General features: G+C 57.2%; 24 protein-coding genes. 11 read left to right on the top strand and 13 right to left on the bottom strand.

Annotation, left to right across the window (positions count from 1 at the left end; genetic code table 11):
• The first annotated feature begins 93 nt into the window (after positions 1-93).
• Positions 94-684: a pseudouridine synthase gene (locus EU557_RS08795; protein ID WP_135530013.1), complete on the top strand. Its 591-nt coding sequence runs from the start codon at positions 94-96 to the stop codon at positions 682-684.
• A gap of 87 nt (positions 685-771) precedes the next feature.
• Here EU557_RS08795 and EU557_RS08800 read toward each other — a convergent pair whose 3' ends face one another.
• Positions 772-1,905, bottom strand: a complete 1,134-nt coding sequence (locus EU557_RS08800; RefSeq protein WP_135530014.1) for a putative sensor domain DACNV-containing protein — start codon at positions 1,903-1,905, stop codon at positions 772-774.
• Between the two features lie 429 nt (positions 1,906-2,334).
• Here EU557_RS08800 and EU557_RS08805 point away from each other — a divergent pair, with 429 nt between their 5' ends.
• Positions 2,335-2,793, top strand: coding sequence for a cold-shock protein (locus EU557_RS08805; protein WP_135530015.1), 459 nt, complete (start codon positions 2,335-2,337; stop codon positions 2,791-2,793).
• A 144-nt stretch (positions 2,794-2,937) separates the two neighbouring features.
• Here EU557_RS08805 and EU557_RS08810 read toward each other — a convergent pair whose 3' ends face one another.
• Complete coding sequence (locus EU557_RS08810) at positions 2,938-4,284, bottom strand: erythromycin esterase family protein (RefSeq protein ID WP_167855136.1); 1,347 nt, start codon at positions 4,282-4,284, stop codon at positions 2,938-2,940.
• Between the two features lie 224 nt (positions 4,285-4,508).
• Between EU557_RS08810 and EU557_RS08815 the strand changes: the two genes are divergently transcribed.
• Both EU557_RS08815 and EU557_RS08820 read left to right on the top strand, forming a co-directional pair.
• The gene (locus tag EU557_RS08815; RefSeq protein ID WP_135530017.1) at positions 4,509-5,600 is read left to right on the top strand and encodes a sensor histidine kinase; all 1,092 of its coding nucleotides are present in this window, start codon (positions 4,509-4,511) and stop codon (positions 5,598-5,600) included.
• 71 nt (positions 5,601-5,671) lie between these two features.
• Positions 5,672-6,517, top strand: coding sequence for a LytR/AlgR family response regulator transcription factor (locus EU557_RS08820; protein WP_135530018.1), 846 nt, complete (start codon positions 5,672-5,674; stop codon positions 6,515-6,517).
• Here the strand turns inward: EU557_RS08820 and EU557_RS08825 are convergent.
• Positions 6,404-7,066, bottom strand: coding sequence for a porin family protein (locus EU557_RS08825; RefSeq protein WP_135530019.1), 663 nt, complete (start codon positions 7,064-7,066; stop codon positions 6,404-6,406). The two genes, EU557_RS08820 and EU557_RS08825, sit on opposite strands and share 114 nt — an antisense overlap.
• Positions 7,067-7,254: 188 nt before the next feature.
• Positions 7,255-7,710: a hypothetical protein gene (locus EU557_RS08830; RefSeq protein ID WP_135530020.1), complete on the bottom strand. Its 456-nt coding sequence runs from the start codon at positions 7,708-7,710 to the stop codon at positions 7,255-7,257.
• Positions 7,711-8,250: 540 nt separating this feature from the next.
• Here EU557_RS08830 and EU557_RS08835 point away from each other — a divergent pair.
• Positions 8,251-8,961 carry a TonB family protein gene (locus EU557_RS08835; RefSeq protein ID WP_135530021.1) on the top strand — a complete coding sequence of 237 codons (711 nt, stop codon included), beginning with the start codon at positions 8,251-8,253 and terminating at the stop codon, positions 8,959-8,961.
• A 204-nt stretch (positions 8,962-9,165) separates the two neighbouring features.
• On the opposite strand, the gene EU557_RS08840 is transcribed toward EU557_RS08835, so the two are convergent.
• Positions 9,166-9,456 (bottom strand): hypothetical protein, encoded by a 291-nt coding sequence (locus tag EU557_RS08840; protein WP_135530022.1) that lies wholly within the window; start codon positions 9,454-9,456, stop codon positions 9,166-9,168.
• A gap of 153 nt (positions 9,457-9,609) precedes the next feature.
• Positions 9,610-10,032 (bottom strand): hypothetical protein, encoded by a 423-nt coding sequence (locus tag EU557_RS08845; protein WP_135530023.1) that lies wholly within the window; start codon positions 10,030-10,032, stop codon positions 9,610-9,612.
• Between the two features lie 392 nt (positions 10,033-10,424).
• On the opposite strand from EU557_RS08845, the gene EU557_RS08850 reads away from it, so the two are divergent.
• Positions 10,425-10,997 carry a dihydrofolate reductase family protein gene (locus tag EU557_RS08850; RefSeq protein WP_135530024.1) on the top strand — a complete coding sequence of 191 codons (573 nt, stop codon included), beginning with the start codon at positions 10,425-10,427 and terminating at the stop codon, positions 10,995-10,997.
• A gap of 145 nt (positions 10,998-11,142) precedes the next feature.
• Here the strand turns inward: EU557_RS08850 and EU557_RS08855 are convergent, their stop codons facing one another.
• On the bottom strand, positions 11,143-12,003 hold the full coding sequence (locus EU557_RS08855; RefSeq protein ID WP_135530025.1) for an SDR family oxidoreductase: 861 nt from the start codon (positions 12,001-12,003) through the stop codon (positions 11,143-11,145).
• Positions 12,004-12,164: 161 nt separating this feature from the next.
• Positions 12,165-13,025, bottom strand: coding sequence for an AraC family transcriptional regulator (locus tag EU557_RS08860; protein WP_135530026.1), 861 nt, complete (start codon positions 13,023-13,025; stop codon positions 12,165-12,167).
• 510 nt (positions 13,026-13,535) lie between these two features.
• Here EU557_RS08860 and EU557_RS08865 point away from each other — a divergent pair.
• On the top strand, positions 13,536-15,524 hold the full coding sequence (locus EU557_RS08865) for a glycosyl hydrolase (RefSeq protein ID WP_167855137.1): 1,989 nt from the start codon (positions 13,536-13,538) through the stop codon (positions 15,522-15,524).
• 367 nt (positions 15,525-15,891) lie between these two features.
• On the opposite strand, the gene lepB is transcribed toward EU557_RS08865, so the two are convergent.
• Positions 15,892-17,052, bottom strand: a complete 1,161-nt coding sequence (gene lepB / locus EU557_RS08875) for a signal peptidase I (RefSeq protein WP_135530027.1) — start codon at positions 17,050-17,052, stop codon at positions 15,892-15,894.
• A 337-nt stretch (positions 17,053-17,389) separates the two neighbouring features.
• Positions 17,390-18,652 carry a S41 family peptidase gene (locus EU557_RS08880; RefSeq protein WP_135530028.1) on the bottom strand — a complete coding sequence of 421 codons (1,263 nt, stop codon included), beginning with the start codon at positions 18,650-18,652 and terminating at the stop codon, positions 17,390-17,392.
• A gap of 224 nt (positions 18,653-18,876) precedes the next feature.
• Here EU557_RS08880 and EU557_RS08885 point away from each other — a divergent pair, with 224 nt between their 5' ends.
• Complete coding sequence (locus EU557_RS08885; protein ID WP_135530029.1) at positions 18,877-20,553, top strand: vWA domain-containing protein; 1,677 nt, start codon at positions 18,877-18,879, stop codon at positions 20,551-20,553.
• A gap of 26 nt (positions 20,554-20,579) precedes the next feature.
• Positions 20,580-21,242 carry a TlpA family protein disulfide reductase gene (locus EU557_RS08890; RefSeq protein ID WP_135530030.1) on the top strand — a complete coding sequence of 221 codons (663 nt, stop codon included), beginning with the start codon at positions 20,580-20,582 and terminating at the stop codon, positions 21,240-21,242.
• A 64-nt stretch (positions 21,243-21,306) separates the two neighbouring features.
• Here the strand turns inward: EU557_RS08890 and lpdA are convergent, their stop codons facing one another.
• Both lpdA and EU557_RS08900 read right to left on the bottom strand, forming a co-directional pair.
• Positions 21,307-22,713, bottom strand: coding sequence for a dihydrolipoyl dehydrogenase (gene lpdA, locus EU557_RS08895; RefSeq protein WP_135530031.1), 1,407 nt, complete (start codon positions 22,711-22,713; stop codon positions 21,307-21,309).
• 403 nt (positions 22,714-23,116) lie between these two features.
• Complete coding sequence (locus tag EU557_RS08900; protein WP_135530032.1) at positions 23,117-23,482, bottom strand: winged helix-turn-helix transcriptional regulator; 366 nt, start codon at positions 23,480-23,482, stop codon at positions 23,117-23,119.
• A 96-nt stretch (positions 23,483-23,578) separates the two neighbouring features.
• On the opposite strand from EU557_RS08900, the gene EU557_RS25940 reads away from it, so the two are divergent.
• Positions 23,579-23,707, top strand: a complete 129-nt coding sequence (locus tag EU557_RS25940; protein WP_281062602.1) for a hypothetical protein — start codon at positions 23,579-23,581, stop codon at positions 23,705-23,707.
• Between the two features lie 53 nt (positions 23,708-23,760).
• Positions 23,761-24,510, top strand: a complete 750-nt coding sequence (locus EU557_RS08905; RefSeq protein ID WP_135530033.1) for an SDR family NAD(P)-dependent oxidoreductase — start codon at positions 23,761-23,763, stop codon at positions 24,508-24,510.
• A gap of 437 nt (positions 24,511-24,947) precedes the next feature.
• On the opposite strand, the gene EU557_RS08910 is transcribed toward EU557_RS08905, so the two are convergent.
• Positions 24,948-25,403 carry a roadblock/LC7 domain-containing protein gene (locus tag EU557_RS08910; protein WP_245326210.1) on the bottom strand — a complete coding sequence of 152 codons (456 nt, stop codon included), beginning with the start codon at positions 25,401-25,403 and terminating at the stop codon, positions 24,948-24,950.
• Positions 25,404-25,417: the final 14 nt, after the last annotated feature.

A 25,417-nucleotide genomic window follows, 5' to 3' on the forward strand; every position in this document is an offset into this window, starting at 1 on the left:
AGGCGGCTGAAGCTTTCGTAGCTTTGGCCGCCTTTGGCTGTACTGGCCTAGAGCTATTGGGTCAGCTGCAGGGCTGACCGTACTGCTTTCTTCATGCCCCACCAGCATTTTCTGCTTTTTAAGCCCTACGGCTACCTCAGCCAGTTCACCAGTGAGTTTCCGCGGGAGGCCCGCAAAAAGCGCTTCCTGGGCGAGCTGCACCCATTTCCGGAGGGCACTATGGCCATTGGCCGCCTCGATGAGCACAGTGAGGGCCTGCTCCTGCTTACTACCGATGGCCGAGTGAGCGAGCAAGTGCGCAGCCGCCATGTGGAAAAGGAATACTACGCCCAGGTGGATGGCCTCATCACTGATGAAGCCATTGCCGAGTTGCAGCAGGGCGTGAAAATTGGCCTGCCCGACGGCCGCTACCAGACCCTACCCAGCCGCGTCCGGCGCCTTGAAGAAGCACCGGACCTTCCCCCGCGCGGCCGCCACATCCGCTCCGACCGCCACGGCCCCACCAGTTGGGTTTCCATCATCGTGACGGAAGGCAAGTTTCGGCAGGTGCGCAAAATGACTGCCGCCGCGGGCTTCCCCACCCTGCGCCTAGTGAGAGTGCGCATTGGCAATGTGTGGGTAGGTGGCCTAGCGCCCGGTGAGGTGCGAGAGGTAGCGGGATTTGAGCTGGGGGTTGATTGCTAAGTGTTGGTTGCTAATTGCTGGTTGTCATTATTCTGAACACCTAGCAATCAGCAACCAACACTTAGCAATCAACATTCAACAACCAACTCACAGCAGCAGCACGTCAATGCGGTGGGCGTGCACCATCTCTAGGGTTACCGACCAGGCAAAGAGGGTGAAGTAGCCATCCTGAGAAGCCACCAAGGCCAGAGAGTCGCGCTGATCATGCACAAATTGGGCGGCGGCCAGGTGCCGGGTGCCCCCGTTTTGGGCCGGGTGCAAGTGCTGCACCACGCTCCCTACCACGGGCTCGGTGAGCACCATTTTATCAACGGGCGTGCTGTTTTCGGCGCGAGCTACTTTCACCCCAAAGGCCAGCAGGTGATAGTCGCGGGTGATGACGGTGGCCCCGTCTACGGCCGTAAAGCCGCCCACAATCCCAATGTTGCGCAGCAGGCCATCCTGCCACTTCCGCTCCGTTTGGTCCTCGCGCTGCATCTCGGCAATACCCATGTAAGCCGGCGTGACAGGGTAGGTCATGGGCTGCACAATGGAGGCCTGCCAGTCTTGCGAGTTCGGCGGCACTATCAGTACCAGCCCCCCGCGCCCATGGGCCCGCATGGCCGAAGCCAACTCCACCAGCACGTTGTCGGTTTCGCCCATCTCGGTGGCTAGGGTGTGCTCGGGCAGGAAGGCTTGCAGGGCTGGGCAGTCAGATACAACGGCGTTGTCGGCGTCTACCAGTTGGAGCTGGTCGCCGCGCAGAATGGCCACGTTCACGAACTTGCCGAAGCCGTCGGCGCGGCGGTGCTTTACAACCAACAGGCCGGGCTCAATTACTTCCAGCACAAAGCACAGCGGCGGAATGCCAATGGCCGTGCCCCACACGTAGAGGCCGTCGGCATCGTACCACACGCCTAAGTGGATGCCAGGCTGCTCTACGGCCGGAGCCAGCTTCAGCAGATTATAGGGCATTAGGCGCCGCTTATGCGCAAAGACCACCGGCTGAATGGCTTTGTCGGGGGGCAGTAGGGCCAGAGAAATCTTGGGCGAGTACCCTTCTTCGCGCCGCAGGCTGGCCCAGAAAGCTACGTCAATGATGGTTTCTACCCACTGCACATCCGGCGGCGGTGCCAATTGCGCTACATCACGGGGGCGCGCCGCGGCACGGTGCCGGGCAAAGTGGGTTTCAATCATGGGCGCAACCACGCGGGCCGCCAGATAGGTGGGTTCAGAGAGCATAGCCAATTTAGTCGGGGCCTGAGGCGGGTACGTATGCCCAAGCCCCGCAGTTCACTGCATAAATACATAGGCGGGGGCTATTGTTCAGCCCCGTACTGTAGGCCACTGTTTCAGCCCTATTCTGGTACGCAAGCCTGCACTTGCCAGAATAAGCGGTAGCTTTACCTACTTATTCGCCTATTCTTATTTCACAGTGGGCAGGGGGCGTGCAAGGAGCTGAGAAGTGGGAGCCGTTTGGCCCTGCTGCGCACACCGGTGCTTTGAGGGGGTATTGCTGTCACCGCCGAGCGTTGGCGCCTATCTATTAGTTTATATAAGTTATTGAATTTATGAACGCTAACCCGTTCAAATTTGTCGTAATATGATCCTCTGTTTCACCACCCTCTGACTTCGCATAGCAAAGCAACTATAAAGACCACTTAAATACACATGGGTAAATCGCAAGCCACTTTCGGTAAGAAGGAAAACGAAAAGAAACGCCTGAAGAAGCGCCAGGATAAGGAAGAGAAAAAAGAAGAGCGCCAGGCAAACGCCAAGAAAGGCCAAGCCCTGGAAGAAATGCTGGCCTACGTAGACGAGAACGGCAACATCTCTTCTACTCCTCCGGACCCGAAGAAGAAGAAGGAAATCAAGACCGAAGACATCCGCATCGGCGCGATGAAGCAGGAAGACATGGAGCAGGAAGACCCGGTTCGCAAAGGCACCGTTACGTTCTTCAACGACTCTAAAGGCTACGGCTTCATCAAGGACTCCGACACGCAGCAGAGCATTTTCGTGCACGCAAATGCGCTTGGTGGCATCACCATCAAGGAGAACGACAAGGTTACCTTCGAGGTAGAAATGGGCCCTAAGGGTCCTAGCGCATTCGGCGTTAAGCTCCAGGCGTAAGTACCACTCACTCTTAAACCAGAAGAGGCTGAAGCTCCAGGAGCTCCAGCCTTTTTCCGTTTATAGGCCACTCGTACTACGGCACCAAGGATAGTACACCCGTTTAGTATGTCAGTTGGCCAGCAACTAGTGGCCTAGGCCACTCTAGCGCAGGGGCGTGGCGGCCGTGGTCTGGCGCACAAAGAGCAGGGCATCGAAGGCTTCAGTGAGCTTGAAATTGGAATAGCTGTCTTTGCCACTGTTGGGGCCGTAGCCAACGAAACGCAAGGGGCGCCGGAGGTTCTGCTGGCCTAGCTGTTGGGTGCTCAGGTAAAATACGGGCGCACTCACCTGCCCAAGCGAGGCTTCCCAGGAGCCCGCCACGGGCGCATCGAGGGGGTAGCTGGCCATGGGGCTGGTGCGGGTAATGTGGCCGTCGGTGGTGGCGGCGAAGGTGCCGATGGCGGTGCTAGTGCCTAGCACAAAGTACTGACCGGGGAACATGCGCTCCAGAAACGCGCCGGTGCCGCCGCCATTACCGGGGTCTTCGGCCATGGCAATCTTGCGCGAAACGTGGGCATCGTGGGCCCATACAATCACTTTAGCGCCTTTGTCGCGCACCAGAAACTTGGTCATCTCGGCCATCAGGCTGTCGCGAGACACGTCGCGCTTGTTCACTTTAAACTGGTAGAACAGGTCGAAGGCCATCTTGGCATCCAGGGCAAAACCTTCGGCTAGCTTCCGCTGCTTGCGGGGCAGCCGGGCCGTGGGCAAGGATTTCTGGATCTTCTCGGCCGTGTAGTAGCCCTCTAGGCCACCATCGAGCCAGCGCCGACGCGGCACCTTAAAGCCCTTCCTGTTGATATTGTCCCAGATAGAATCCTGCAGCAGAGCGTGCTTGGTGAGCTGGGCCGTAAGCTCCCGTAGGCCACTCTTGGGGTAGCGGGCGGCCAGGGTGCTCAGCTCGCGGGCTTCGGGCAGCACATAGGCGGCATCAATACCGCTCACCTGCACCTGGCGGCGGTGCGTACGGTTGTGGGCCTGCACCCAGGTGAGCAGCTCCGCGGTTTCCTGATTTTGCCAGATGCTGTAGAGGTGGGCCTTCATCAGGGGTTCCACCGTGGCGTTGGGCTGGCGCAAACCTTCGTTGAGCAGGTAGGTGTCGGTGTAGTCGTTCTCGAAGGCTACCTGTGAGAAGCCGTATTCCTCCATCAGAATGCGCGTCAGCCAGAAGCGCAGCTTGTAAAACTCAGCGGTGCCGTGGGTGCCTTCGCCCAGGGCTACTACTTTTTTGCTGGCCATCTGCTTCACCAAGGGCTGCACTGCGGTCCGGAACTCTGCAAAGCTTTGGGTGCTCACGGCGTTGATGAGGGAGGCATCGAGAGTAATGGGCGTGGTATCGGCCGCAGGGGCGGGAACAGCCGCACCTGGGGCGGCCGACTGGCCTAGGGCGCTGAAGGAAGCCGTGGTAAGCAGGGCCGAAGCAAGCAGGGAGCGGAAGAGGGCTTTCATGGGTATGGAGGGTAGAAGGGTTGCAGATTTACCCGCCATTTGCCGACGGGGAACGATGCAAAACAACACTCCGCTTGCCGCTCCCAGCCGCATTCTTCGACCAGCCCACGCCCCTTTCCGACCAATCCAGATCGGCCATTTTTTAGTCGAAATTTCACCCCGGTTGGTCGAAAAACGATGCCGGGCGAGTGGCCTACGGGCGAAAAAACCGCCACCTTCGCCGCATGCCTTCCGACCCTACTGACCGCCCCAGCCGCTTTCCCCTGCTCTTCGAAATCCTGATCTGGAGCCTGTATGTAGGCATGTACAAATACGCCATCTACATGGATGCCGTGCCGCAAAAGTCAACCGACCGAGCTAATTTCCCCTATCCACAGCTTATTCTCTTCGCACTGCTGGCAACGGTCTATATCATTCCCTATTATCGATGGCTGGTGCCCACGCTGCTTCGGCGCCGCCAATACGTGCTGCTGGGCGTTGGAGCGGTGGTGTATGTGTGGTGGGGTATTAAGCTGAACGTGGCAGTAGCCCACTGGCTATTTCAGTTTATCGCCAGTCCGCCGTTGCTGCAAGGCTACTACCACCAAGGCTTTGTTGAGGCAGTAGCCCAACTGCCGGCCGCCCGCAACACCTATATTAGCTTGCTATTTACTGATCTGCTCGCCTTCAGCTGCGTGGCCTTTGTGCGGCTGGCATTTGAGCATGAGTACCGCCGGCGCCACCTAGAAAAAGACCATCTAGCCCTGCAGCTAGAGCAGCTCAAAAGCCAACTGCAGCCGCACTTTCTGTTCAACACGCTCAACAGTATTTACGGGCTTAGCCTGGCCGGCTCACTAGAAACCCCGCGGTTCATTCTGCTACTCTCGGAGCTGATGCGCTACGTGCTCTACGACAGCGGCAAGGAATACATCAGCCTGCCCGAGGAGGTAACCTTTCTGGAAAACTATTTTGAGATGGAGCAGCGCAAGTACGCCGGGGCCAGCATTCAGCTACGCACGGAAGGCCCCACGGCTGGCCTACAGGTGCCGCCCCTGCTGCTGCTGCCCCTGGTGGAGAACAGCTTCAAGCACGGCCGCCACCACTTCTCCGATGCGGCCAGCGTGGAGGCAACCCTTACTGCCTCCCCCGGCCGCCTGCACTTCCTCATCGAAAACGACATGCTACCCGAGGCTCCGGCCGCCAGCCCACGCCGCAGCGGCGGCATCGGCCTTCAGAACATCCGGCAGCGCCTGCAGCTCTACTATCCGCACGCCCACGAGCTTCACCTCTCCCAGCACAACGGCCGTTACCGCGCCGAGCTGACGTTGCGGGTGTAACCCCCGCCCCCTCTCCCAGTGGGGACGGGGGTTATGGATAAGCACCATCGTATTATTCTACATTCCTCCCTATGACCACTACTCCCGCCCCAGTTCGTTGTTTGATTGTGGATGATGAGCCGCTGGCCCACCAAGTGCTTTCCCAGTTTATCGGCCAGACGCCGGGGCTTACGCTCACGGGCAAGTGCCGCAACGCCATGGAGGCCCACGAGCACTTGCTGCAACATCCCGTGGATCTGCTGTTTCTGGACATTGAAATGCCGCTGGTGAGTGGCCTACACTTTCTTAAGAGCCTGCAGCATCCCCCCAAAACCGTGCTCACTACCGCCTACCGCGAGTACGCCTACGAGGGCTACGAGCTAGATGTGCTGGACTACCTGCTCAAGCCCTTCAGCTACGAGCGGTTCATGAAAGCCATTTCGCGCTTGCCCGCCGTGCAGCCACCTCCGGCCGCCGACACCTCTGAGGAGCGCTACCTTCTGGTGAAAGAGCGCCAGGGCCTGCTGAAAGTGCCGCACCGCGATATTGTGTACGTAGAAGGCTGCAAGGATTACGTGAAGCTCATTACGGCCTCCAAAACCTACCTGCTACACCAAACCATGAAGGAAATGGTAGAAACGCTGGGCCCAAGCTACCTGCGCGTACACCGTTCTTTTATTGTGGCCACCGCGCACATCAAGCTCTTACAGCCCGAAAACGTAGTGCTGACGGATAACACGTACATCCCCATCGGCAACTCTTACAAAGCGGAGCTGCTGGCATTTTTCAAGAAATATAACGCGCAGAAAAGCGCCCTTTTCTCTCTAGGATTTGGGTTTTATCAAATAGGTTATGGATGCCTGCAACACTTGGTTCTTCAAATCGTCGCGGGAGGCATAGGCCAGTTCATTTCCGCGGTTGAAGGCAATGAGCCCTGAGGAGCTCCGTAAATTCACTCCAAAACCAGCAGGCAATTGCACGCCTAGGCCAGCGCAAAGGCTCAGATCAATCCGCCGGTAACGATCCGCAGCGGAACGATCTATTTGCCGCTCAGTGGTACCTGCAATAGTCCCCAGGTATTCCGTTCCCTTCTCGTGCGCGCCTACCAGAAAGCCTGCTTGAGGTCCGGCTTCGAGGTAAAATTTTCCGAAGGTAGCGCGCAGCATTACGGGCACTTGTAGGTAAGAGCGGCTTAGCCGCACCCGGGCACTATAACCAGCATCGGCAATGCTGTAGTCATCTACCCGCAACTGCATAATCTGGCGACTGTAGGCCACTTCTGGCACCAAAGCTATGTGCTCCGTGAGCTTGTGGGCATAAAATACCCCTACTTGGTAACCGAGGTACTCGTTAGCACTTACATCACCGTATGCGCCATCTGATTTGGAGTTTAATAGGGTGGTGTTCAGGCCACCTCGCAACCCAAGCTGCGCCTGAGCACTACTCACCACGGCTAGTGCTGCTAGAAGTAGAAAGATGCGTTTCATAAATAAAGCGTTAAACCAGAGCCAATACTTGCTGTAAGAGCCCAGCTAGGGCAAAAACAGTTGCATATAAGCACTGGCATACTTATATATTCTCTATTACAGCCTCAGCTAGCCACTCTTTTACAACTAGCTTCAGCGGCCGAAGGCAAGCTTGTACGCCCAGCTAGGTTACTCTTCCTTTTGGCAGGTTAGCGATGCACATCCTGCACCTCTCCGTCGGGCGCCTTTATGCGCGGACGGTTTCGCTTCCTCCAGAGGCGCATGGCTATTCTGAACACAAGCAGGCCTACCCCAAGCACCGCTACTGGTATCACCAGAAGCAGAGGCGTAAGAGGCACCGGACCCGGGTTGCCCGTAGGGGTGCGCATGAGACCCAGCGCCACTCGCAACGTTTGAAACGAGAGATACTCCATGCGGAGGTACAAAAGCACGCACAGGATAAAGCTGGTTGTAATTGCCGTTTTGTTCTTCACATAAATAGAGGCCAGCAACATGAGCAGCGTGTATAACAACGCTGCTACCAGCAAACCGCCAATGCCCCCCACTAGGAGCAGCGTATATTTCTCTTCTCGCTCTCCAGCATAGGCCAACGCAGGCCATAAAAGCCCGGCGCCCACCGCCATACCTCTTATCAGCTTCTTCATTATCTAAATATAAAAAGGGCACCAAGCGGCAAACAAGCTGCACCAGTGTTTTGTCCGATTAAGCACCCAAAACAAAAGTTTCGCAGCAGGCACTCAGTGTACCCCACTTGCCTGCTTGCTACCAGGGGCCATGGCTGTGTTTGTGGGCAGCAGTTCGGCAACACAAGGCTGCCCGTCGCCTATATTTAATCCTACTGGCGTTTAACTATAGCAGCTGTCTGATTTTCATAAAATTTCTAACAATACTTACTAAACCACTTTTTTATATATCCTTTATTTTGTTTATAATCGCATTATATACCAACACTTATCTCGCACTAGCTTAGCCGCTATAACAGTGTTTTTACAGGATATTATATGCACTATTCCATATCAGCTATTCCTGACATAGTTCAGTTATAGGCCTACAGCAGCCTAACGCTTATAATCAGCAAACACCAGTCGATGGCCTATTGCTTGCCTTCGGCTTTCCACGCTCTTCTTACCCGCAAACCTTTGCGGGCTTTACCTGCTCTTAGCTCACCTTAAAACTCCCACTATATGTTCTTTTTTGCTACTCTTATTTGGTGCGCTAGCCAAGCACTAGCCTTTAACCCAGCGGCTTATCCGGCCCCACCTTCTCCTAGCAGCGAGTTAGTTACCAGTACGGTTGCCGGCAAGGTTACCAACCCAGCCGGCGAGCCACTGCCGGGGGTAGTGGTGCTGGTGCAAGGCACCACCCAGGCCACCAGCACAAATGCGGCAGGAGAATTTCTGGTGCAGCTGAGCAACTCCAAATCGATGCTGCTCTTCAGCTACCAAGGCTACCGCGACAAAGTGCTGGAAGTGGCCAGCGGCGACCCGCTGCAGGTGCAGATGCACCCAGTTACCAGCTCCCTGACTAGCGCTTCTCTAGCGGGCTCCACGGTGCTAGCTGAACCTAATAGTGAAGTGCTCAACTACTCCGATGAGCTGCCCAAGTTTCCTGGAGATGAGGCCGCGTACCGGGCCTTCATGCGTCAAAATGCTAAGTACCCTAAGCAGGCGCTCGAACACCAGGTGCAAGGCACCGTGTTCGTGAGTTTTGTAGTAGACGAGCAAGGGCGCATCACCGACGCCAAAGTAGTGAAGGGCTGCGGCTATGGGCTCGACGAAGAAGCCCTGCGACTGATCAGAATTATGCCGTGGTGGAGCCCCGGAAAAATGGCCGGCAAGCCCGTGCGCGTATCTCGGGTCTTGCCCGTGCCCTTTGCCTACCAGGAGAAACGCTAATCAGCTAGCCTCCCGGCGCATACTCAGAGTGCCCTAGCAGTACGTAAGCAGTTCCTGTTTTTCATCTATCATCCTCTCTTGCTTAATAAAACCTTACGCTGCTAACAAGCCACAAGGGGCTGAAGCTACGGTAGCTTCAGCCCTTTGTGGCTTGTTACATATACCCCACACAAAGCTGGTATTGCCTAGAGCGTGCTGAGCAGACTAGAGCCCACCGCCTTCCATAGAAGCCAGGCTTTCTTCGGCCGCGGCAGCATCAGAGTTGGGGGTAGCGGCCGGGGTGCTGTTCCGGCGCTTGCCCAAGTACCCCAGGCCTACTGCCAACAGGGCCGCGCCCCCAAGCACTTTCTGAGTGGTACTTAGCTTCGCTAGGCCAGTACCCTTGCCCAGCTTTTTGAGCGACTTGCCAGCGCCACCAAACAAAGTGGTTTTCTTACCCGACTTGCCGGCTTTACCAGTCTTGTCGGCTTTCTTTTTATTCTTATCCTTTTTCATGATGCTTGGTACTAAGTGAGAGAGTTGGTTTCCTCAGGTATAGAGCCTGTTAGAAAAGGCTATTCGCATTCTGAGAGGTAAAGTTGCTTGGGAAACGGAAGAAGCTCCTCTGAACTCGGGTATTACTGCGGCTAGGCCACTTCTACAGCTCAACTAGCTAATATTTTCGTCGGAGTCGTCGTGAGATTTCCGGTTGGCGTGCCCGTGGCCCTTGCCGGCTTTGGGGCTTTTCCGACTTTTCCGCGGCACCGTGGCTGCTCTGATGGGTGGTTCCTCATCGTCGTCGTCCTTTGCCTCCGTAGCAGATGTTACTTTCGCTTCCGCCAGCTTAGGCCAGTCGAACTTGGGGGTGGAGTGGGAGCCCTCTTCGTCATTGCCCTTGCGCTGATCCAGGTAGATGAGGCCAGCCGCGGCCAGCACCAAGCCGCCCACAACTTTTTGCCCCAGGCTTAGCTTGGCAATTTCGTTGGTCACCTTCCGAAACTTCTTGATGGACAGTACGGCCGCGTCCAGTACATCGTCCGGCACGGCATCCATGCCTTTCTTCTTGTGCTTCTTCTTTTTATGCTTGGCCATAAGGGTGCAGGTATAGCTCAGGAGAACGGTGCGCCGAACGGCAGGCAGGTACGCCCCGCCACCGCCCCATTAGCTACGGTATTCGCAGAGTTTCCTCCGAAGGTTTCCTCCAACATCAGCGTACAGGTCTACCGTGCAGCTTGTTATGCGGTGTTGGGTTGTCTGGCATGAGCACACGCTAGCTCCCTACTACTTACCACTATCCTTTAACCAAAGCTGCTATCCTACTACTGGTCTTGCGCAACTAATAATAACGGAGGAGTGGCTGGCCATTAAGCTAGAAAGCTCCCTATCAATTGTCGCAAATGCCCCCGAGAGATGCCGCATTCATACGCCCTGCTCATTTGGGCACACTCCTACATTTGGGGTACTAACTAGCTAACCTTGCTACCATGCGAAAACTCAAGCTGCAAGTCCAGATGACCGTTGACGGATTCATTGCCGGGCCCAACGGTGAAATGGATTGGATGACCTTCAACTGGGATGATAAACTAAAAGACTACGTGACCCAGCTCACTAACTCAGCAGACTGCATTGTGCTGGGCCGCAAGCTGGCGGAAGGCTTTATCCCGCACTGGGCAGCCGTAGCCACTGACCCAAGCAACCCAGACGTTGCGGCCGGCCAGAAGTTTACCGACACCCCCAAAGTAGTATTCACCAAGACGTTGCAGCAGGCTGAGTGGGCCAATACCACGCTGGCTACCGCCGACCTGACCGATGAAATCAGGCAGCTAAAGGCCCAACCCGGCCAAGATATAATTGCCTACGGCGGAGCTAGTTTCGTTTCCTCTTTGATCAAGCACAACCTGATTGACGAGTATCACTTATTCATCAACCCAGCAGCTCTGGGCCGGGGGTTGCCCATCTTTACTGGCCTAGGAGGTACTCAGCACCTCACCTTAGTACACGCCACTGCCTTTGAGTGCGGCATTGTGGTGCAGCAGTACGTACCCAAGCGCAGCTAAGCTTCTCTAGGCCAGACTACTTTAATCTTTATAAGCGTTGCTTCATACTCCAAACCCCCAAGCAGTTGATGCGCCTATGGCATCAGCCGCTTGGGAGTTATATGCACCACCCACGGTGCGTGAAGGGCCTGGCTTATTACGCCTGCTATAGCTTGTACAGCAGTTTCACGCCCTCTACCAGCGACGCAGGCTGCCGTCCCAGGGCCGTGGCTAAGTCGGAGCTTACGATGTCTTCCTGGCCGTGCTTGATGTCGGTCATGAATCCAATGGTGCGCTCAATGGCTACTTCGGGCACGCCACGCTCGCGCATGCGGCCTGCTAATACCTCATTCTCCACATCGGTGTAGGCCACCTGCCGGCCCGACAACTCCGTCAGGGCCGCCGCAACGTCAGTGAAGGAGTATGCCTCGGCTCCTGTGAAGTGATAGATGCGGTTGTCGCAGGTACCGGCGAGCAGTACTTTGGCAATGGCTTCGCCCATTTCGCTGCGCAGGGCGTAGGCCACTCTGCCCTGGCCACCGGGAAGGCTAATACCGGTTTCCAGCACGGTGGGGCCCGTAAACAGGGGCAGCGTGTCCATGTATAGGATGTTGCGGAAGATGATGTGCGGCAGGCCGCTGGCCTGGAGATATTCCTCGGTCTGGAAGTGGCGCACCATCAGGTGGTTGGCCAGGCTGCTGGGGTCTTTCAGGGCCCGGCTGGTGTAGGCCAGGCAGCGTACTCCTGCCTTTTTAGCCGCATCTATTACGTGGTAGTGCTGCTGCAGCGCGTCGTCTTCGCCCCCACCCGATATCAGCAGTACCTTTTCAATGCCCTGCATGGCGCGGTCAAGAGAGGCGGGGTCGCCGTAGTGGCCTACCCGGATGCTCACGCCCTGCGCCTGCCAGGTTGCGGCTTTGGCTTCGTCGCGCACCAGGGCCGCCACTTGCTGGGCCGGCGTATGTTGCAGGAGGTTGTCCAGCACGGCGGTGCCTAATTGTCCGGTGGCGCCAGTTACTAAAATCATACAGGAAAGGATTAGCGTGAAGAATGTAGCTTCATCTGGCCACGCCCTAAGCTGGTAAGCCCAGGGGCAGTGACAGATGCCAATACAAACTTCGACACTCGGGGCCGCCCCCAGAATGGCCAAAGGGCGGCAACCTGTGGCCAAAAGGCGGCAAGCGTGGCCTATCCGGCCTGCCGGTACGCCGTGGGCGACAGGCCAGTACCGCGCTTAAAAAACCGACTGAACGCAAACTGATCCACGAACTGCAGGCCGGCAGCTACCTGATGCACCGTCAGGGCGGGGTCTTGCAGCAGGGCTTTGGCTTCCAGCACCACCGCTTCGGCTATCCACTCGCTGGCAGTGCGGCCGGTCACCTCTTTCACTAGCTCGGTAAGGTACTTAGGCGTGATGCACAGCGCATCGGCGTAGAACTGCACGCTGCGCTCCTCGGCGCAATGCGCTTGCACCAGCTGCCGGAAGCCCGCCACCAACTGCTGACTGCGGCTAATGCTCTGGCCCGTTGCTGGCTGGCCGTAAAGCGCCCCAATCTCGTAGAGCAGGCTGTGGAGGATGCTCTTGACGATGTTGTCGCGCTGGGCATTGGGGGTGTTGTACTTCTGCTGCAGAAACCGGAAGGAAGCCGCAATACTGGCGGCCTCGTCTGCTGCCAACGGAAGCACATGCACGGGCGGCGCCACAAAGAAGTGCAGCTTGCCTGTGGCCGCGTTGTTGGCGGTGATAAAGTCCTTGGTAAAGAAGATCGATAAGGTTTCGTAGTCCTCACTGACGCGGCCCCATTCTTTGATTACATCGGGAGTAGCCAGCACCAGGCAGCCCGGCGTTACGGTGTAGGGCTGCAGGTTCACCTTAAGGTCGGCGGTTCCGCGCAGGCACAGGCTGATCTTGTAGTAGTCGCCCCGATATGGCCGATGCAGGGGAATAGTGGGTTTGGCCACGCCATACTCCGGAAAGTAAACCTCCGGTGCCTCGGCGCCACCCGTAGCAAATGCCTGCAGCTGATAAATAGGAATACGCTCACTCATAAGGCAGGAGAATAAGGAGGTATTGATACCAGCTCATGTACGTTAAAAGTAGCTAATCTAAGTTACGCACCTGAGCTAAGCAGCTAGTTCCCCTCCTTGAAAAAGGTCGAGCATCAAGCGAGTGTGGGCTAGGGGTGGTTGACTGGCCTAGAACGACTACTAGGTTGCGCTGAAAAGTCGTTCTGGACGTTTTGAACGTCATGCTGAGCCTGTCGAAGCATCTCTACCGCTTAGTTGTCTACTATCAGACAAAGCGGCAGAGATGCTTCGTCAGGCTCAGCATGACTGTTCTAGGTTTTCAGACACAGCCTAAAACTAGTTGCAGTTCTCACGCGTCCACGGCCCGCACTGATTTGATGCGCAACATCCTGCCCCAGCATAGCAGTTTTTACTTCATCTTCAGGAGGTTATTCCTTAACACTAACTTGTTTTATTACAGCTATATTTGAAAACTACCAAACTCAACTATTTGGTAGCCACTGCCCTATCCAACCAATTCACCTCTCTTTTATGAACAAGCTTTATGCGTCCCTTCGCCGGGGAGCCACGGGGTGGCTGCTCGGTGCCGCGGCCCTGCTAGGCTGTTGGCCACTCCAAGCCACTGCCCAAACCAAAAGCGCCAAGCGCGGTATCGCCTACGGTTACCACTCGGCGGCCGACATGCAGGCCCTGGCCCCCGGCATCAGCTGGTGGTACAACTGGTACTCGAAGCCCGAAGCTGGTGCGGCCAGTGTTTACACTGGCCTAGGCATCGACTACGTGCCCATGCAGTGGGGCCGCGACCTGGATGGCGCCCCCTTCACCGCCGACCGGCTAGCCGCCAACATTCCGGCCGGGGCTAAGTACTTGCTGGGCTTCAATGAGCCCAACTTCCGCAGCCAGGCCAACCTTACGCCTACCCAGGCAGCCGCCCTGTGGCCTACGCTACAGGAAGTTGCCCGCCGCAAAAACCTCAAGCTGGTGTCGCCGGCCGTGAACTACTGCGGCGACTGTGTATCGGAAAACGGTACCACTTACTACTCGCCTACGCAGTACCTCGATGCCTTTTTTGCCGCCTGCCCCAGCTGCCAGGTAGACTACATTGCCGTGCATACCTACGTGTGCGAGGAGCAATGGCTGCGCGATAAAATTGGGGAGCTGAAGAAGTACGGCAAACCCATCTGGCTCACGGAGTTTTCGTGCGGTGATAAGCCCCAGGACCAGATTACGCTGGATGTGCAGAAGCGCTACCTCACCGCCGCCGTAAACTACCTGGAAAACGAGCCAGCGGTATTTCGCTACGCCTGGTTCTCGGGCCGCAACAACGAGATACCCAATATCAACTTGCTCGGGGCCGCCTCGGGTCAGCTCACCGAGCTAGGCCAGCTGTACGTGAGCCTGCCCTTCAGCGGCAGCACGCCTACCACCCCTACCACACCCACCACGCCTGCGCCGGCCACTACCCGCCTGACGCCCGTGGCCGCCACGGCTTCCTCCAGCGAAAACACGGGTACCACTGCCGCCAAGGCCATTGATGGCAACATGACTTCCCGCTGGGCCAGCGCCTTCGCCGATCCGCAATACCTGCAGCTCGATTTGGGCGCGGTGAAAGACATTGCGCGGGTGAAGATTTACTGGGAAGCTGCCTACGGCAAAGACTACCAGCTGCAAACTTCCCTCGATGGCACCTCCTGGACCTCCATCCAGTCAGTCATCAACGGCGACGGTGGCCTAGACGATATTACGGGTCTGGCGGGCCGGGGCCGCTACGTGCGCATCTACGGTACCCGCCGCGCTACCACCTACGGCTACTCCATCTACGAGGTAGAAGTGTATGGCCCCGCCACCGGTACTGCTACAGCTATCAACCTGGAGGCAGAGGCCTACAGCAGCATGTCGGGGGTGCAAACTCAAACCACCACCGACACCGGTGGGGGCTTGAACGTGGGCTACATTGATGCCGGTGACTGGATGGCCTACAGCAACATCACCTTCCCCACCACGGGCAATTACACCATTGAGTACCGGGTGGCCAGCCCCAGCGGCGGCACCTTATCGTCGGACCTGAACTCGGGCACTACCCAACTAGGCAAAGTGACCATTCCGGCTACCGGCGGCTGGCAAACCTGGGCTACCGTATCGCAAACGGTGAGCGTAACGGCCGGCACTTACAGTTTCGGGGTGTTTGCTCAAACCGGCGGCTGGAACCTCAACTGGATTCGCATTAGCCAAGCTGGCAGCAGCGTAGCCACCGCTACCGCTGTTGCGGCCGCTACCGCTCCTGAGCCCACTGTGCAGCTGTACCCCAACCCCGCAACCGACAAGCTGCGCCTCACCTCTACCCTGCCCCTGACTGGCAGCCAATACCAGATTACGGATGCGTACGGGGTGGTGAAAGCGCAGGGTACTTTGGGCAGCACCAACGAGATTAATGTAGCCTCACTACGGGCGGGCATGTACACGCTGCTGATCATCACCAAAGACCAGCAGAGAATCACCCAACGACTGGTGAAAGAGTAAATAAAGCCTAAAGCACACTGACCAAGGCGGCTCTGAAGTAGTTTGATGTTACCCTTGGGCAAGCCGAACGGTGTAGAAACGCAATATTTTGCGCCTCCTGTTGAACAATAACGCGGGAACGACTGGCCTAGAACAATAGTCATTGAACCACGCAAGGCAAACAACATCAGCATACGCCGAGACTCCAACTATTGCGTCTCTACATCGTTCGGCCTATCACTCAAACAGCGCCCTAGCAAAAGCGGCTGAAGCTCTCGTAGCTTCAGCCGCTTTTCTGTTTCTGCCGCAAGGACAACTAGGCCTGTGCCCGCTTAACCAAAGTGGTTTTGTACCACGAAAATCCGTTTCGCGGCACTATCCGCCTGCTCTAGCTAATGGGGCGGAGTAGCCGGTCCCAGCGGATTTTGTGCAACAGGTCGGCGTTGGGGTCGAGGGAGAGCCACACGAATACCGCTTTGCCTACGATGTAGTCTTCGGGCACGAAACCCCAGAAGCGCGAATCCTCAGAGTTGTGGCGGTTGTCGCCCATCATAAAGTAGTAGTTCTGCTTGATGGTGTAGCGCGTGAGCGGCTGACCATTTTGGTAAATCTGACCCTGCTGCCAGGTAATAGCTTGGTTGCCCTCGTAGTGGGCCACGATGGCGTAGTAGGCCGCCGCGTTGGCGGGCGTGAGGGTTACCGTCTGGCCCTTGCGGGGCACGGGCAGCGGGCCGTAGTCATCGAGCTGCCAGTTGCGGGGCTGGCTGCTTTGCGCCGCGCTGGGGTTATGGAAATCTCCCACATCCGGGAACAACTGCGTGCGGTACTCAGGAACGGTTAGCGCTTTCACGTAGGGCTGGCGTCGAAAATACTCGGCCACGGTGGGCGTACAGCTAATGATGAAGCCAGGCTTACCGGTGGCCGGGTCGGCAGTGGCCTGGGGTATGCCGTCGGGCTCGTTGTAGTCTACCACGCCCTTGTCGCGCAAGGCTTGCCGCACGGCATCATCGGGGTGGTCTACCTGCAGGAAGTAGGTGTTCTGGAGCTGCCCCGCCACTGCGCCAGCTTGACCATTGACGAACACCCGCCCTTGCCGAACTTCCAGCGTATCGCCGGCCACGGCTACGCAACGCTTAATCAGGTGAGTGCGCATGTCGGCGGGGCGCTCAAGTTCATGCGGCACATGAAATACCACTACATCGTTGCGCTGCACCGAGCTAAAGCCGGGAAACCGATAGGTGGGCAACTGAATGGCATCGGAGTAGCTTTTCAGCTCAGTGCCCCACAACTTCTGGTGCGTGAGCGGCACCTGCAGGGGCGTTTGGGGCGTAATGGGGCCGTAGTGCAGGCGGCTCACAAACAGGTAGTCGCCTACCTTCAGTGAGTTCTCCATGCTGGGCGTTGGGATGGTGTAGGCCTCTACCGCCGACCACCGGATAAATGTAGCTGCCATCACGGCGAAAACCACGGCATCGCGCCACTCTCGGGCTGGGCTCTTGGGCGGAGGTGGCGGTGACGCCGCACGGCGCCGGAAGCGAAAGAGGTTCATAGTAGGAGGTTGGCTGGAGGTGAAATAGAGCCGGCGCGAGCAGGCGCAACATGTTATATCAGCTATACTCTATCCCCAACGCTCTTTCTGCTTCCCTTAGTGTATGCCAGGGTGCAGTCCCCGAACAATGTAGAGACGCATAGTTGCGTCTCGGCACCAGAACGACTGGCCTGGAACAACAAGCCTGCACCATATCCCCATAGCTCCAGCCACACAACTCTTCAGGCTTCCCCTCTCTGAAGGAGAGGGGGCCGGGGGTGAAGCCCCATCAGAACAGCGGTTAAACAACCTCAGCACGCACCGAGACGCAACTATGCGTCTCTACAACACTTGGGACCTATGGCTTAGCAGCCGTTTTCAGATACTCCACGGCCTTGTCCAGCGTTGCGTCTCCGCCCGCTTGGGCAGCCGGGTCTACCCGCTCAGCGGGCACGAAGTTTTCGCGGGGCAGCCCATCCACCCGGTACAGCCGCTCAGTAGGGATATTGAAGCCGAACCCTGCATTTGGCAGCCGAAACGACTCGATGGCCCCATTCAGGCGAGCCATTTCGGTACCCATGATGGTGGCGCGGTGCATGGCATCAAACCCAATGGTAATACCCTCGGCCATACTGCCGGTCCAGCGGCTCACTAGCACCACCAGTGGCCTAGCGTAAGGCTGCCGCCGCGGTGCCACTAGCTCCAGGGTGCTGCGCTTGATGCCAAACTCTCGCTCCTCAGCTGCAAACTCATGGCGTTGGTAGGACTGCTCCTGGGTGATAAAGCGCCCCATAATGGCCCGGGCCACGGTGGAGTTGCCGCCGCCCGGTGTTTCGCGCAGATCCAGCACGAGGCCTGAGGTAGCGGCCAGGGCATTGAGGGTGCTGTCGAAGGCAGGTATCAGACGGTTGTCGCCCAGGCTGTTATTGATTTTGATGTAACCCGCAGAGCCCAGCTTTCGGCTTTCCAGCAGGCCCGCGTAGCGGATGTTTTCCAGCTGAGAGGTAGGCTTGTCCGGGTACAGCTCCAACTGGCGGCCCTGAGACTTCACCGTCAGCTTGCGGATAGTATTGTGGGTGCCGGCCAGGGCTTGGTTGAGGGCCACTTCGCGGGCCGCATCGTCCGGGGTTTTCAGGCAGTGGCCTAGCAAAGGCGTCGCGGCTTGCGCAATGGGCACATCATTCACGGCCACCAGTTCCATACCGGGGCGTAGGCCACTCCGCTTGGCTCCGTAGCCCGCCCGTACCGCCACCACCACGGGCTTGCCCTGCTGGTACTGCGCCCACACATCGGTGCCCGAAGGCAGCAGGCGGCGCGAGTCGGGCAGATTAGTGGAGAGGGAGGCGTGGTTGTCGTAGAGTTCGTTGAGCGCGTTTTCCAGCAGGCGTGTGAACTGCGCCTTAGTGCTGATGCCCGGCAGCTGGGCCCCGTAATAGGTGCGCACCTTGGCCCAATCCGTCTGCTTCTTATCGAAGTAGCAGTAGTTCTCGTTGACGGTCGTCCAGAAGTAGTCGAAATCCTGCTGGTACTGCTGGGGCGTGAGCTTGGTTTGGGCCCGCAGTGTGGCGGGCAGGAGCAGTAGTAAAAGCACGCACAGCAGGCGCTGACCGGTATAGAGCACAGTGTAGAAGGCTAAGGTAGAAGTAGGCTCGACTAGTTAATAAATGTGGTTGGGATTACCCCACCCCCAGCCCCTCCCCTCCGGGAGAGGGGTGCCACACAACTTCAACGACTTCGTCAGAACGCACCCCTCTCCCGGAGGGGAGGGGAGGGGGTGGGGTCACGCTAGGCTACCTCCCAGCAAACCCCTATTTTGCACTCTCTAGCGCTTTGCTATCCTATCTAATGCTTTCCGTATCCTTCCGGGCTTTTCTCTGTGGACTTGTTCTCCTGCTAGCCACCGTTACCACCCACGCTCAAACCGCCCCTTCCGAAGCTGAGCTAAACACCTTCTACGACCAGCTCAACGCTTACCGCACCTCCCGCTACCAGCCCCTCCCCGACCTGGAGGCCCTGCAGCTGCCCTCCACTTTCTCGGGCGCCGACCTGCAGGCCCTGCACCTGCAAGACCGCCACATCGTGCGCATTGATCTGGTGTACACGGCTTTCCGCCTGAACCCTACCTTCAATCAGCGCCAGCTTAACCTCAGCCGCATCCGTAACCTGGCGAGTGGCCTACCGGGCCTGCTGCAGGATGAATCCGTGACCTGGACGCTGGTGGAGCAAACCGGCTGCAACAGCCCCACCGAGTGCCAGCCGTTTTTCCACGGGTTTGTGGTGTACGTGGCCCGGCACGCCACCGCCGCCACCAGCCGCGCCGACCTCGACAGCCTCACGCGCAAGCTGCGCATCCTGGAAAAGAAGCGCCCCAAAGCCAGCAAGAAAGCCCCCGGCAAAAAGGTGGCCTGCAACCTGCCCGGCAGCCGCTTCAGCAACCGCCAGATGGCCCGCAGCCTGCGCCGCCTCTACCACTGCCCCCAGCGCGATGCCCAGGTAGTGAGGTTTGAGCTCACGGTAGCCGCCAATGGCGCCATCCAGACGGTGAAGGTGCTGCCCACCGCTAGGCCACTCTGCACCGCCGAGCTGGAAGAAGCCATCCGAAAGAGTGTGGCCTTCAACTCCGGCTTCCCCATTGATCGGAAGATGTTTCCGTTTAGCGCCAAAGGCGTTATCCGGCTGCCCATTGGGCCCTTCCAGCTGCTGGGCGAAGCCGATATGGGTTTCACCAACTTCGCCCTCCCCGATTCGGCGGCCCGGCTTTACCGCGTCTTCCTGAAAAAGAAGAACAAGCAGCACAAAAACGACTACTGCGAAGCGCGCATCACCAAGAAAGGCGAGCTGCTGGCCGCCGCAGATACCGCCGCCGAGGAGCTGCCCCTGCCGCCCGATGCCAACGTGGTTACCCGCGTGATGCAGCGCCACCCCGAGTGGGACAAGGAAGTGGTAGTGACCGATGCCACCGGCAGCATGTTCCCCTACACCTACGACCTGCTGGCCTGGCTGCAGCTCAGCGCCCTCGAAGACGAGAAAACCTTCGTATTCTTCAATGATGGCAACGACCAGCCCGACAAAGACAAGCGCGTGGGCAAAACCGGCGGCCTCTTCCACGTAACCACCAGCAGCTACGAGGCCATCAAGAACAAGCTCATTGAAACGATGAAGGCCGGCGGGGGCGGCGACGCGCCCGAAAACGACGCCGAAGCCCTGCTCTACGCCCAGCAGCTCGCCGGCCCCGGCACCTCCCCCACGGACCTCATCCTGATTGCCGACAACTACACCTTCCCCCGCGACGCCAAGCTGCTCAAAAACACCACGGCCCACGTCCGCATCATCCTCTGCGGGGTCCGCGACTACATCAACCCCAAATACCTCGCCCTGGCCCGCCAGCACGGCTTCACCCTGCACACCATCGAGGGCGACATTGAGAACTTAAGCAAGCTGCTGGAAGGCGAAACCATCACCATCCAGGGCCAGCAATACCAAGTCACCAAAGATGGGTTTAAGCTCGTGCAGAAGACATAGTCCTATTTTATCTATTTAGTAGACCTATGAAATTTACTTTTTCACTCTTTTTATTTGCCTGGACCATTTGCTCCTGTTCGACTCAAAGAGAAAATACTTATGAGGAAAATCTAGCTATTTGCACAAAAAAGCTGGGCCATTATCCCAAAGGAATTGACAGCTCCAGCATAGAAGGAGCAGAAGCAAGATACCAATTTAAGGAGCAGATACGTGAGTGCATGAAGGGCTCTATGGGCCCTGCTCTTACAGTTAGAACCTATGGTGGTGATAGTGTCAATACATTGCCGACCCAGGGTAAGGCTATGATTTTATTCTTCTGGTTAGTTTTTCCTGACGGCTCTGCGGAAGCTGAAAAGGCTGATTTAGCTATTTTTTCAGCTATGAATGCGCTTTGCCAAAAACATAGTCAGAGCGTCGACTTTATTGGATTTCCTTTTAATGACTCTTCTACAACAAGACGTTATTTGCAAGCGCATCCTCTGATCTTCCCCCAAGTTTATGACAAGAAAATAACTAGTAACAAGCATATAGCATTGACACAAGATGGAACCGCTTGTGTCATATTTATCAACACTCAGGGAAGGGTTGTCAAGATACGTTCAGGTAGTCCCACAAGTGAGAAACAGATCATAGAGTCTTACTCACCGATAATTCAAGCCTGCATAGATAACAAGCTCTACAGTGACTAAATGCAAAAAGAGGCTGCAACTCCTGGGAGCTGCAGCCTCTTTCGTTTCTACCGCAAGCGCGGAATTACATGTGAATAGCCCGATTTTCCGTAGCGGCGAGGCAGGCTTCCTTCATGGCTTCGGCGTAGGTGGGGTGGGCGTGGCTCATGCGGGCTACGTCCTCGGCGGAGGCGCGGAACTCCATGGCCGTTACGGCTTCGGCAATCAGGTCGGCGATGCGGGGGCCGATCATGTGCACGCCCAGGATTTCGTCGGTCTCCTTGTCGGCCAGCACTTTCACGAAGCCGTCGAGGTCCATGGAGGCGCGGGCGCGGCCCGAGGCGCGGAAGGGGAACGAGCCGGTTTTGTAGGCCTTGCCCTGCTCCTTCAGCTGCTCTTCAGTGTAGCCCACTCCCGCCACTTCCGGCCAGGTGTACACCACGCCGGGGATGAGTAAGTAGTTAACGTGCGGCTTCTGGCCTACAATGGTTTCGGCCACGAACACGCCTTCTTCCTCGGCCTTGTGGGCCAGCATAGCCCCCCGAATCACGTCGCCGATGGCGTAGATGCCGGGCACGTTGGTTTGCAGGTGCTCATCAACTTTAATGCGGCCGCGCTCTTCCATTTCTACGCCGGCAGCTTCCAGGTTCAGGCCCGCGGTGTAGGGCACGCGGCCCACGGCCACCAGGCAGTAGTCGCCTTCAAACTTCACTTCCTCGCCTTTCGGGTTGGTAGCGGTTACCGTCACAGCGTCGCCCTCGCGGGTAGCGCCGGTTACTTTGTGGCTCAGGAAGAACTCAATGCCGATTTTGCCCAGGATGCGCTTCAGCTCCTTGCCGAGGGCGCGGTCCATGGTGGGGATGAGGGAATCCATGAACTCAATCACGGACACTTTCGCGCCGAGACGAGCGTACACCGAAGCCATTTCCAGCCCGATTACGCCGCCGCCAATCACAATCATGTGCTTAGGCACCTCCCGGATGTTCAGGGCCTCGGTGCTGGTGATGATGCGCTGCTTGTCCTGCTTGATGAAAGGCAGCACGGTGGGCTTAGAGCCAGTAGCAATGATGACGTTTTTCGTCTCGATCTGCTGCTCCTCGCCGCCCGCAGTGGGCTGAATTTTGATGTGATTCTTATCTACGAACGAACCGACGCCGTGCAGCACGTCGATCTTGTTCTTCTTCATCAGGAACTGGATGCCGTCGGTATTGGCCTTCACCACCCCGTTTTTACGGTCGATGAGCTGGTTCATGTTGATCTGCAGGTCGCTCAGCTCAATGCCGTGCTCCTTGAAGGTGTGACCGGCATTGTGGAAGTGCTCCGTCGAGTCGAGGAGGGCTTTGCTGGGGATGCAGCCCACGTTGAGGCAGGTGCCGCCCAAGGTGTCGTACTTCTCAATCAGGGCAGTTTTGAGGCCTAGCTGGGCGCAGCGGATGGCCGCTACATAACCGCCTGGCCCGGAGCCGATGACGGTAACGTCGTATTGGTTCATATTCAACGAGTGAATTCGGTGGAAATCAACGGCCGCGAAGGTACGGACGGTGAAGTTGTGAAGTGGTGTATTTGTGAAATACTGACCGGGTTAGACTGCTTTTAGAGCTAAGCAGCTAGTTCCCCTCCTGAGACAGGAGGGGTTAGGGGTGGTGGATTGGCCTAGAACGATGACACCAGCACGTCATGCTGAGCACAGCCGAAGCATCTCGCCTGCTGATGTTGCGACACTATCTGTCATGCTGAGCGGAGTCGAAGCATCTCTACCGCTTCGTTGCTAGGCCAGTAGTTAGCCAGAGGTAGAGATGCTTCGGCTGCGCTCAGCATGACGTTGATTGTGAACAACGTCCGGTCAACCACCCCTAACACCTCCTCAGATGAGGAGGGGAACTAGTTCTCTACCTCTAGCTTCCCTTCTCTGCTAAGGCGGCAGGCGTAGTTGCAGCAGCAGAGGCTTCGCAGCTGCTGGTCCACTCGCTGAGGGATTTGAGGATGGGCAACAGCCGCAGCCCGTTTTCGGTGAGGGAGTAATCGACGCGGGGCGGCACCTCGTTGAAGGACTCGCGCAGGATCAAGCCATTTTCCTCTAGCTCCTTCAGCTGCTCGGCCAGCACCTTGCGCGATATCAGGGGGATGTGGGCCGCCAGCTGCCCGAACCGGATGCGGCGCCGGCCTATGCCCCAAATAATGAGGGGCTTCCATTTCCCACCCAGCAGGCCCATGGTGCGCGTCATGGAGCAAGTGGAGTTGAGCATCAGGTCGTTTTTCATAATGGTTACCTTGAGGTTACTAGTAACGTGCTTGTAACTAGTTTCTTCACAAACATACAATCCAATAGTAACCAATCCACACTAATAGCAGTTCCTTTGCGTAACAAACGTACCCAAGCTGCTAGCAATTATCTGTACTGTTTGCCGAAGAAGGCCGACCTGATCAGCGGCCTACTGCGGATGGGTGGCCTAGGCCACTCCAACTCACCAGCCTGCGCCACCTGAGCGCGCGGGCCTTTACTCCCTCAGATCATCTCCTCATCACCGAGGAACCCCACATGAAAAAACTAGAAGGAAAAGTTGCTGTTATCACGGGCGGAAACAGCGGTATAGGCCTAGCCACGGCCAAACGATTCGTTGAAGAAGGCGCCTATGTATTCATCACCGGCCGCCGCCAGCAGGAGCTGGATGCCGCCGTGCAGCAAATTGGCCGCAACGTAACCGGCGTGCAGGGCGACGTAGCCAACCTCGCCGACCTCGACCGGCTGTTTGCCACCGTACAAGCCGAGAAGGGTACCCTTGATATTGTGTTTGCCAACGCCGGCGGCGGCGAGTTTGTCCCCCTGGGCGCCATCACCGAGGAGCATTATGATAAGACCTTCAATAGCAACGTAAAGGGGTTGGTATTCACAGTGCAGAAAGCCCTTCCCCTGCTGAAAGATGGCAGCTCTATCATCCTAAACGCCTCCATCACCTCCATTAAAGGTAGCGAAGCCTTCAGCGTGTACAGCGCCACCAAGGCCGCGGTCCGCTCCTTCGCCCGCACCTGGACAATGGACCTGAAGCAGCGCAAGATTCGGGTGAATGCCATCAGCCCCGGCCCTATTGCTACGCCCGCCCTAGATGGCCTCGTCGGCACACTCGAGGAGACTGAGCAGCTCAAAGCCAACCTCATAAGCACCGTACCCCTAGGCCGCCTCGGTGACCCCGACGAAATAGCTAAAGCCGCCTCTTTCCTCGCCTCCGACGACAGCAGCTTCATCACAGGTATAGAGCTGTTCGTAGATGGCGGCTCGGCTCAGATTTAACCAGCAGGCTAGGGCTAAGCTAGGAAGCTAAGCTAGCTCCCCTCCTCAGATGATTCCGCGCATCAAGCGGCGTGGGGTTGGAGGTAGTTGACCGGACGTTGTTTACAATCAACGTCATATCAAGCTTGTCGAGACTTCTCGCGTGCTGACGGTGCCACACTAGCTGTCATGCTGAGCGGAGTCGAAGCATCTCTACCTCTGGCTAATTAACTGGCCTAGAAGAGCAACGAAGCGGTAGAGATACTTCGACTCCGCTCAGCATGACGGGCTAATGGGTTGTTCTGGAGTAGTCGTTCTAGGCCAGTCCTCCACCCCTTGCCTCTCCTTTCCAAGGAGGGGAACTAGTTCGCTAGCTTTAATCCGTATCTGTTTCCAGTAAAGCAAAAGCTCCTCTTCCGTGGCCAGAAGAGGAGCTTACTTTTTATATGAAAGGTGAACTAGGCTGCTAGGCCACTGTGCGTCTCCAGTTGCTGGGCCTGCGCCCGCAATACTTCCCGGGCAATTCCCAGATTGGTATCGTGGGAGTTCACTACTAGGTAGATGAACCGGTCACCGTTTTCGGTGAGCTTGAGCAGGTGCAATTGACTGGAGAGCGTAATAAGAATGTCTTCTATAGTTTCATCGGACAGCTGCAGCGCGGCCATGGCCTTTTGCTTGTGCTTCACCACTTCTGCATTGAAGGTGGCAGCCGTATTAGGGTCGATGGTAGGCACATTGGAATGGGCGGCCAAACTGGCGCCCGAGGCTACATCAACTACAGCCACCGCTAACAGACCGGGCAGCTCGGCCAGCACATTGTGTACCACCTGCGTTGCGAAAGGGTCGGGGGTAAGCGGCTTGGGAGCTTTGTCTGGCCGACGAGAGGATTTTTTGCGGTACGATTTAGGCTTCACTCACGCTTCTACTA

It is taken from the genome of Hymenobacter wooponensis (assembly GCF_004745865.1).
In the GTDB taxonomy this organism is placed as follows: domain Bacteria; phylum Bacteroidota; class Bacteroidia; order Cytophagales; family Hymenobacteraceae; genus Hymenobacter; species Hymenobacter wooponensis.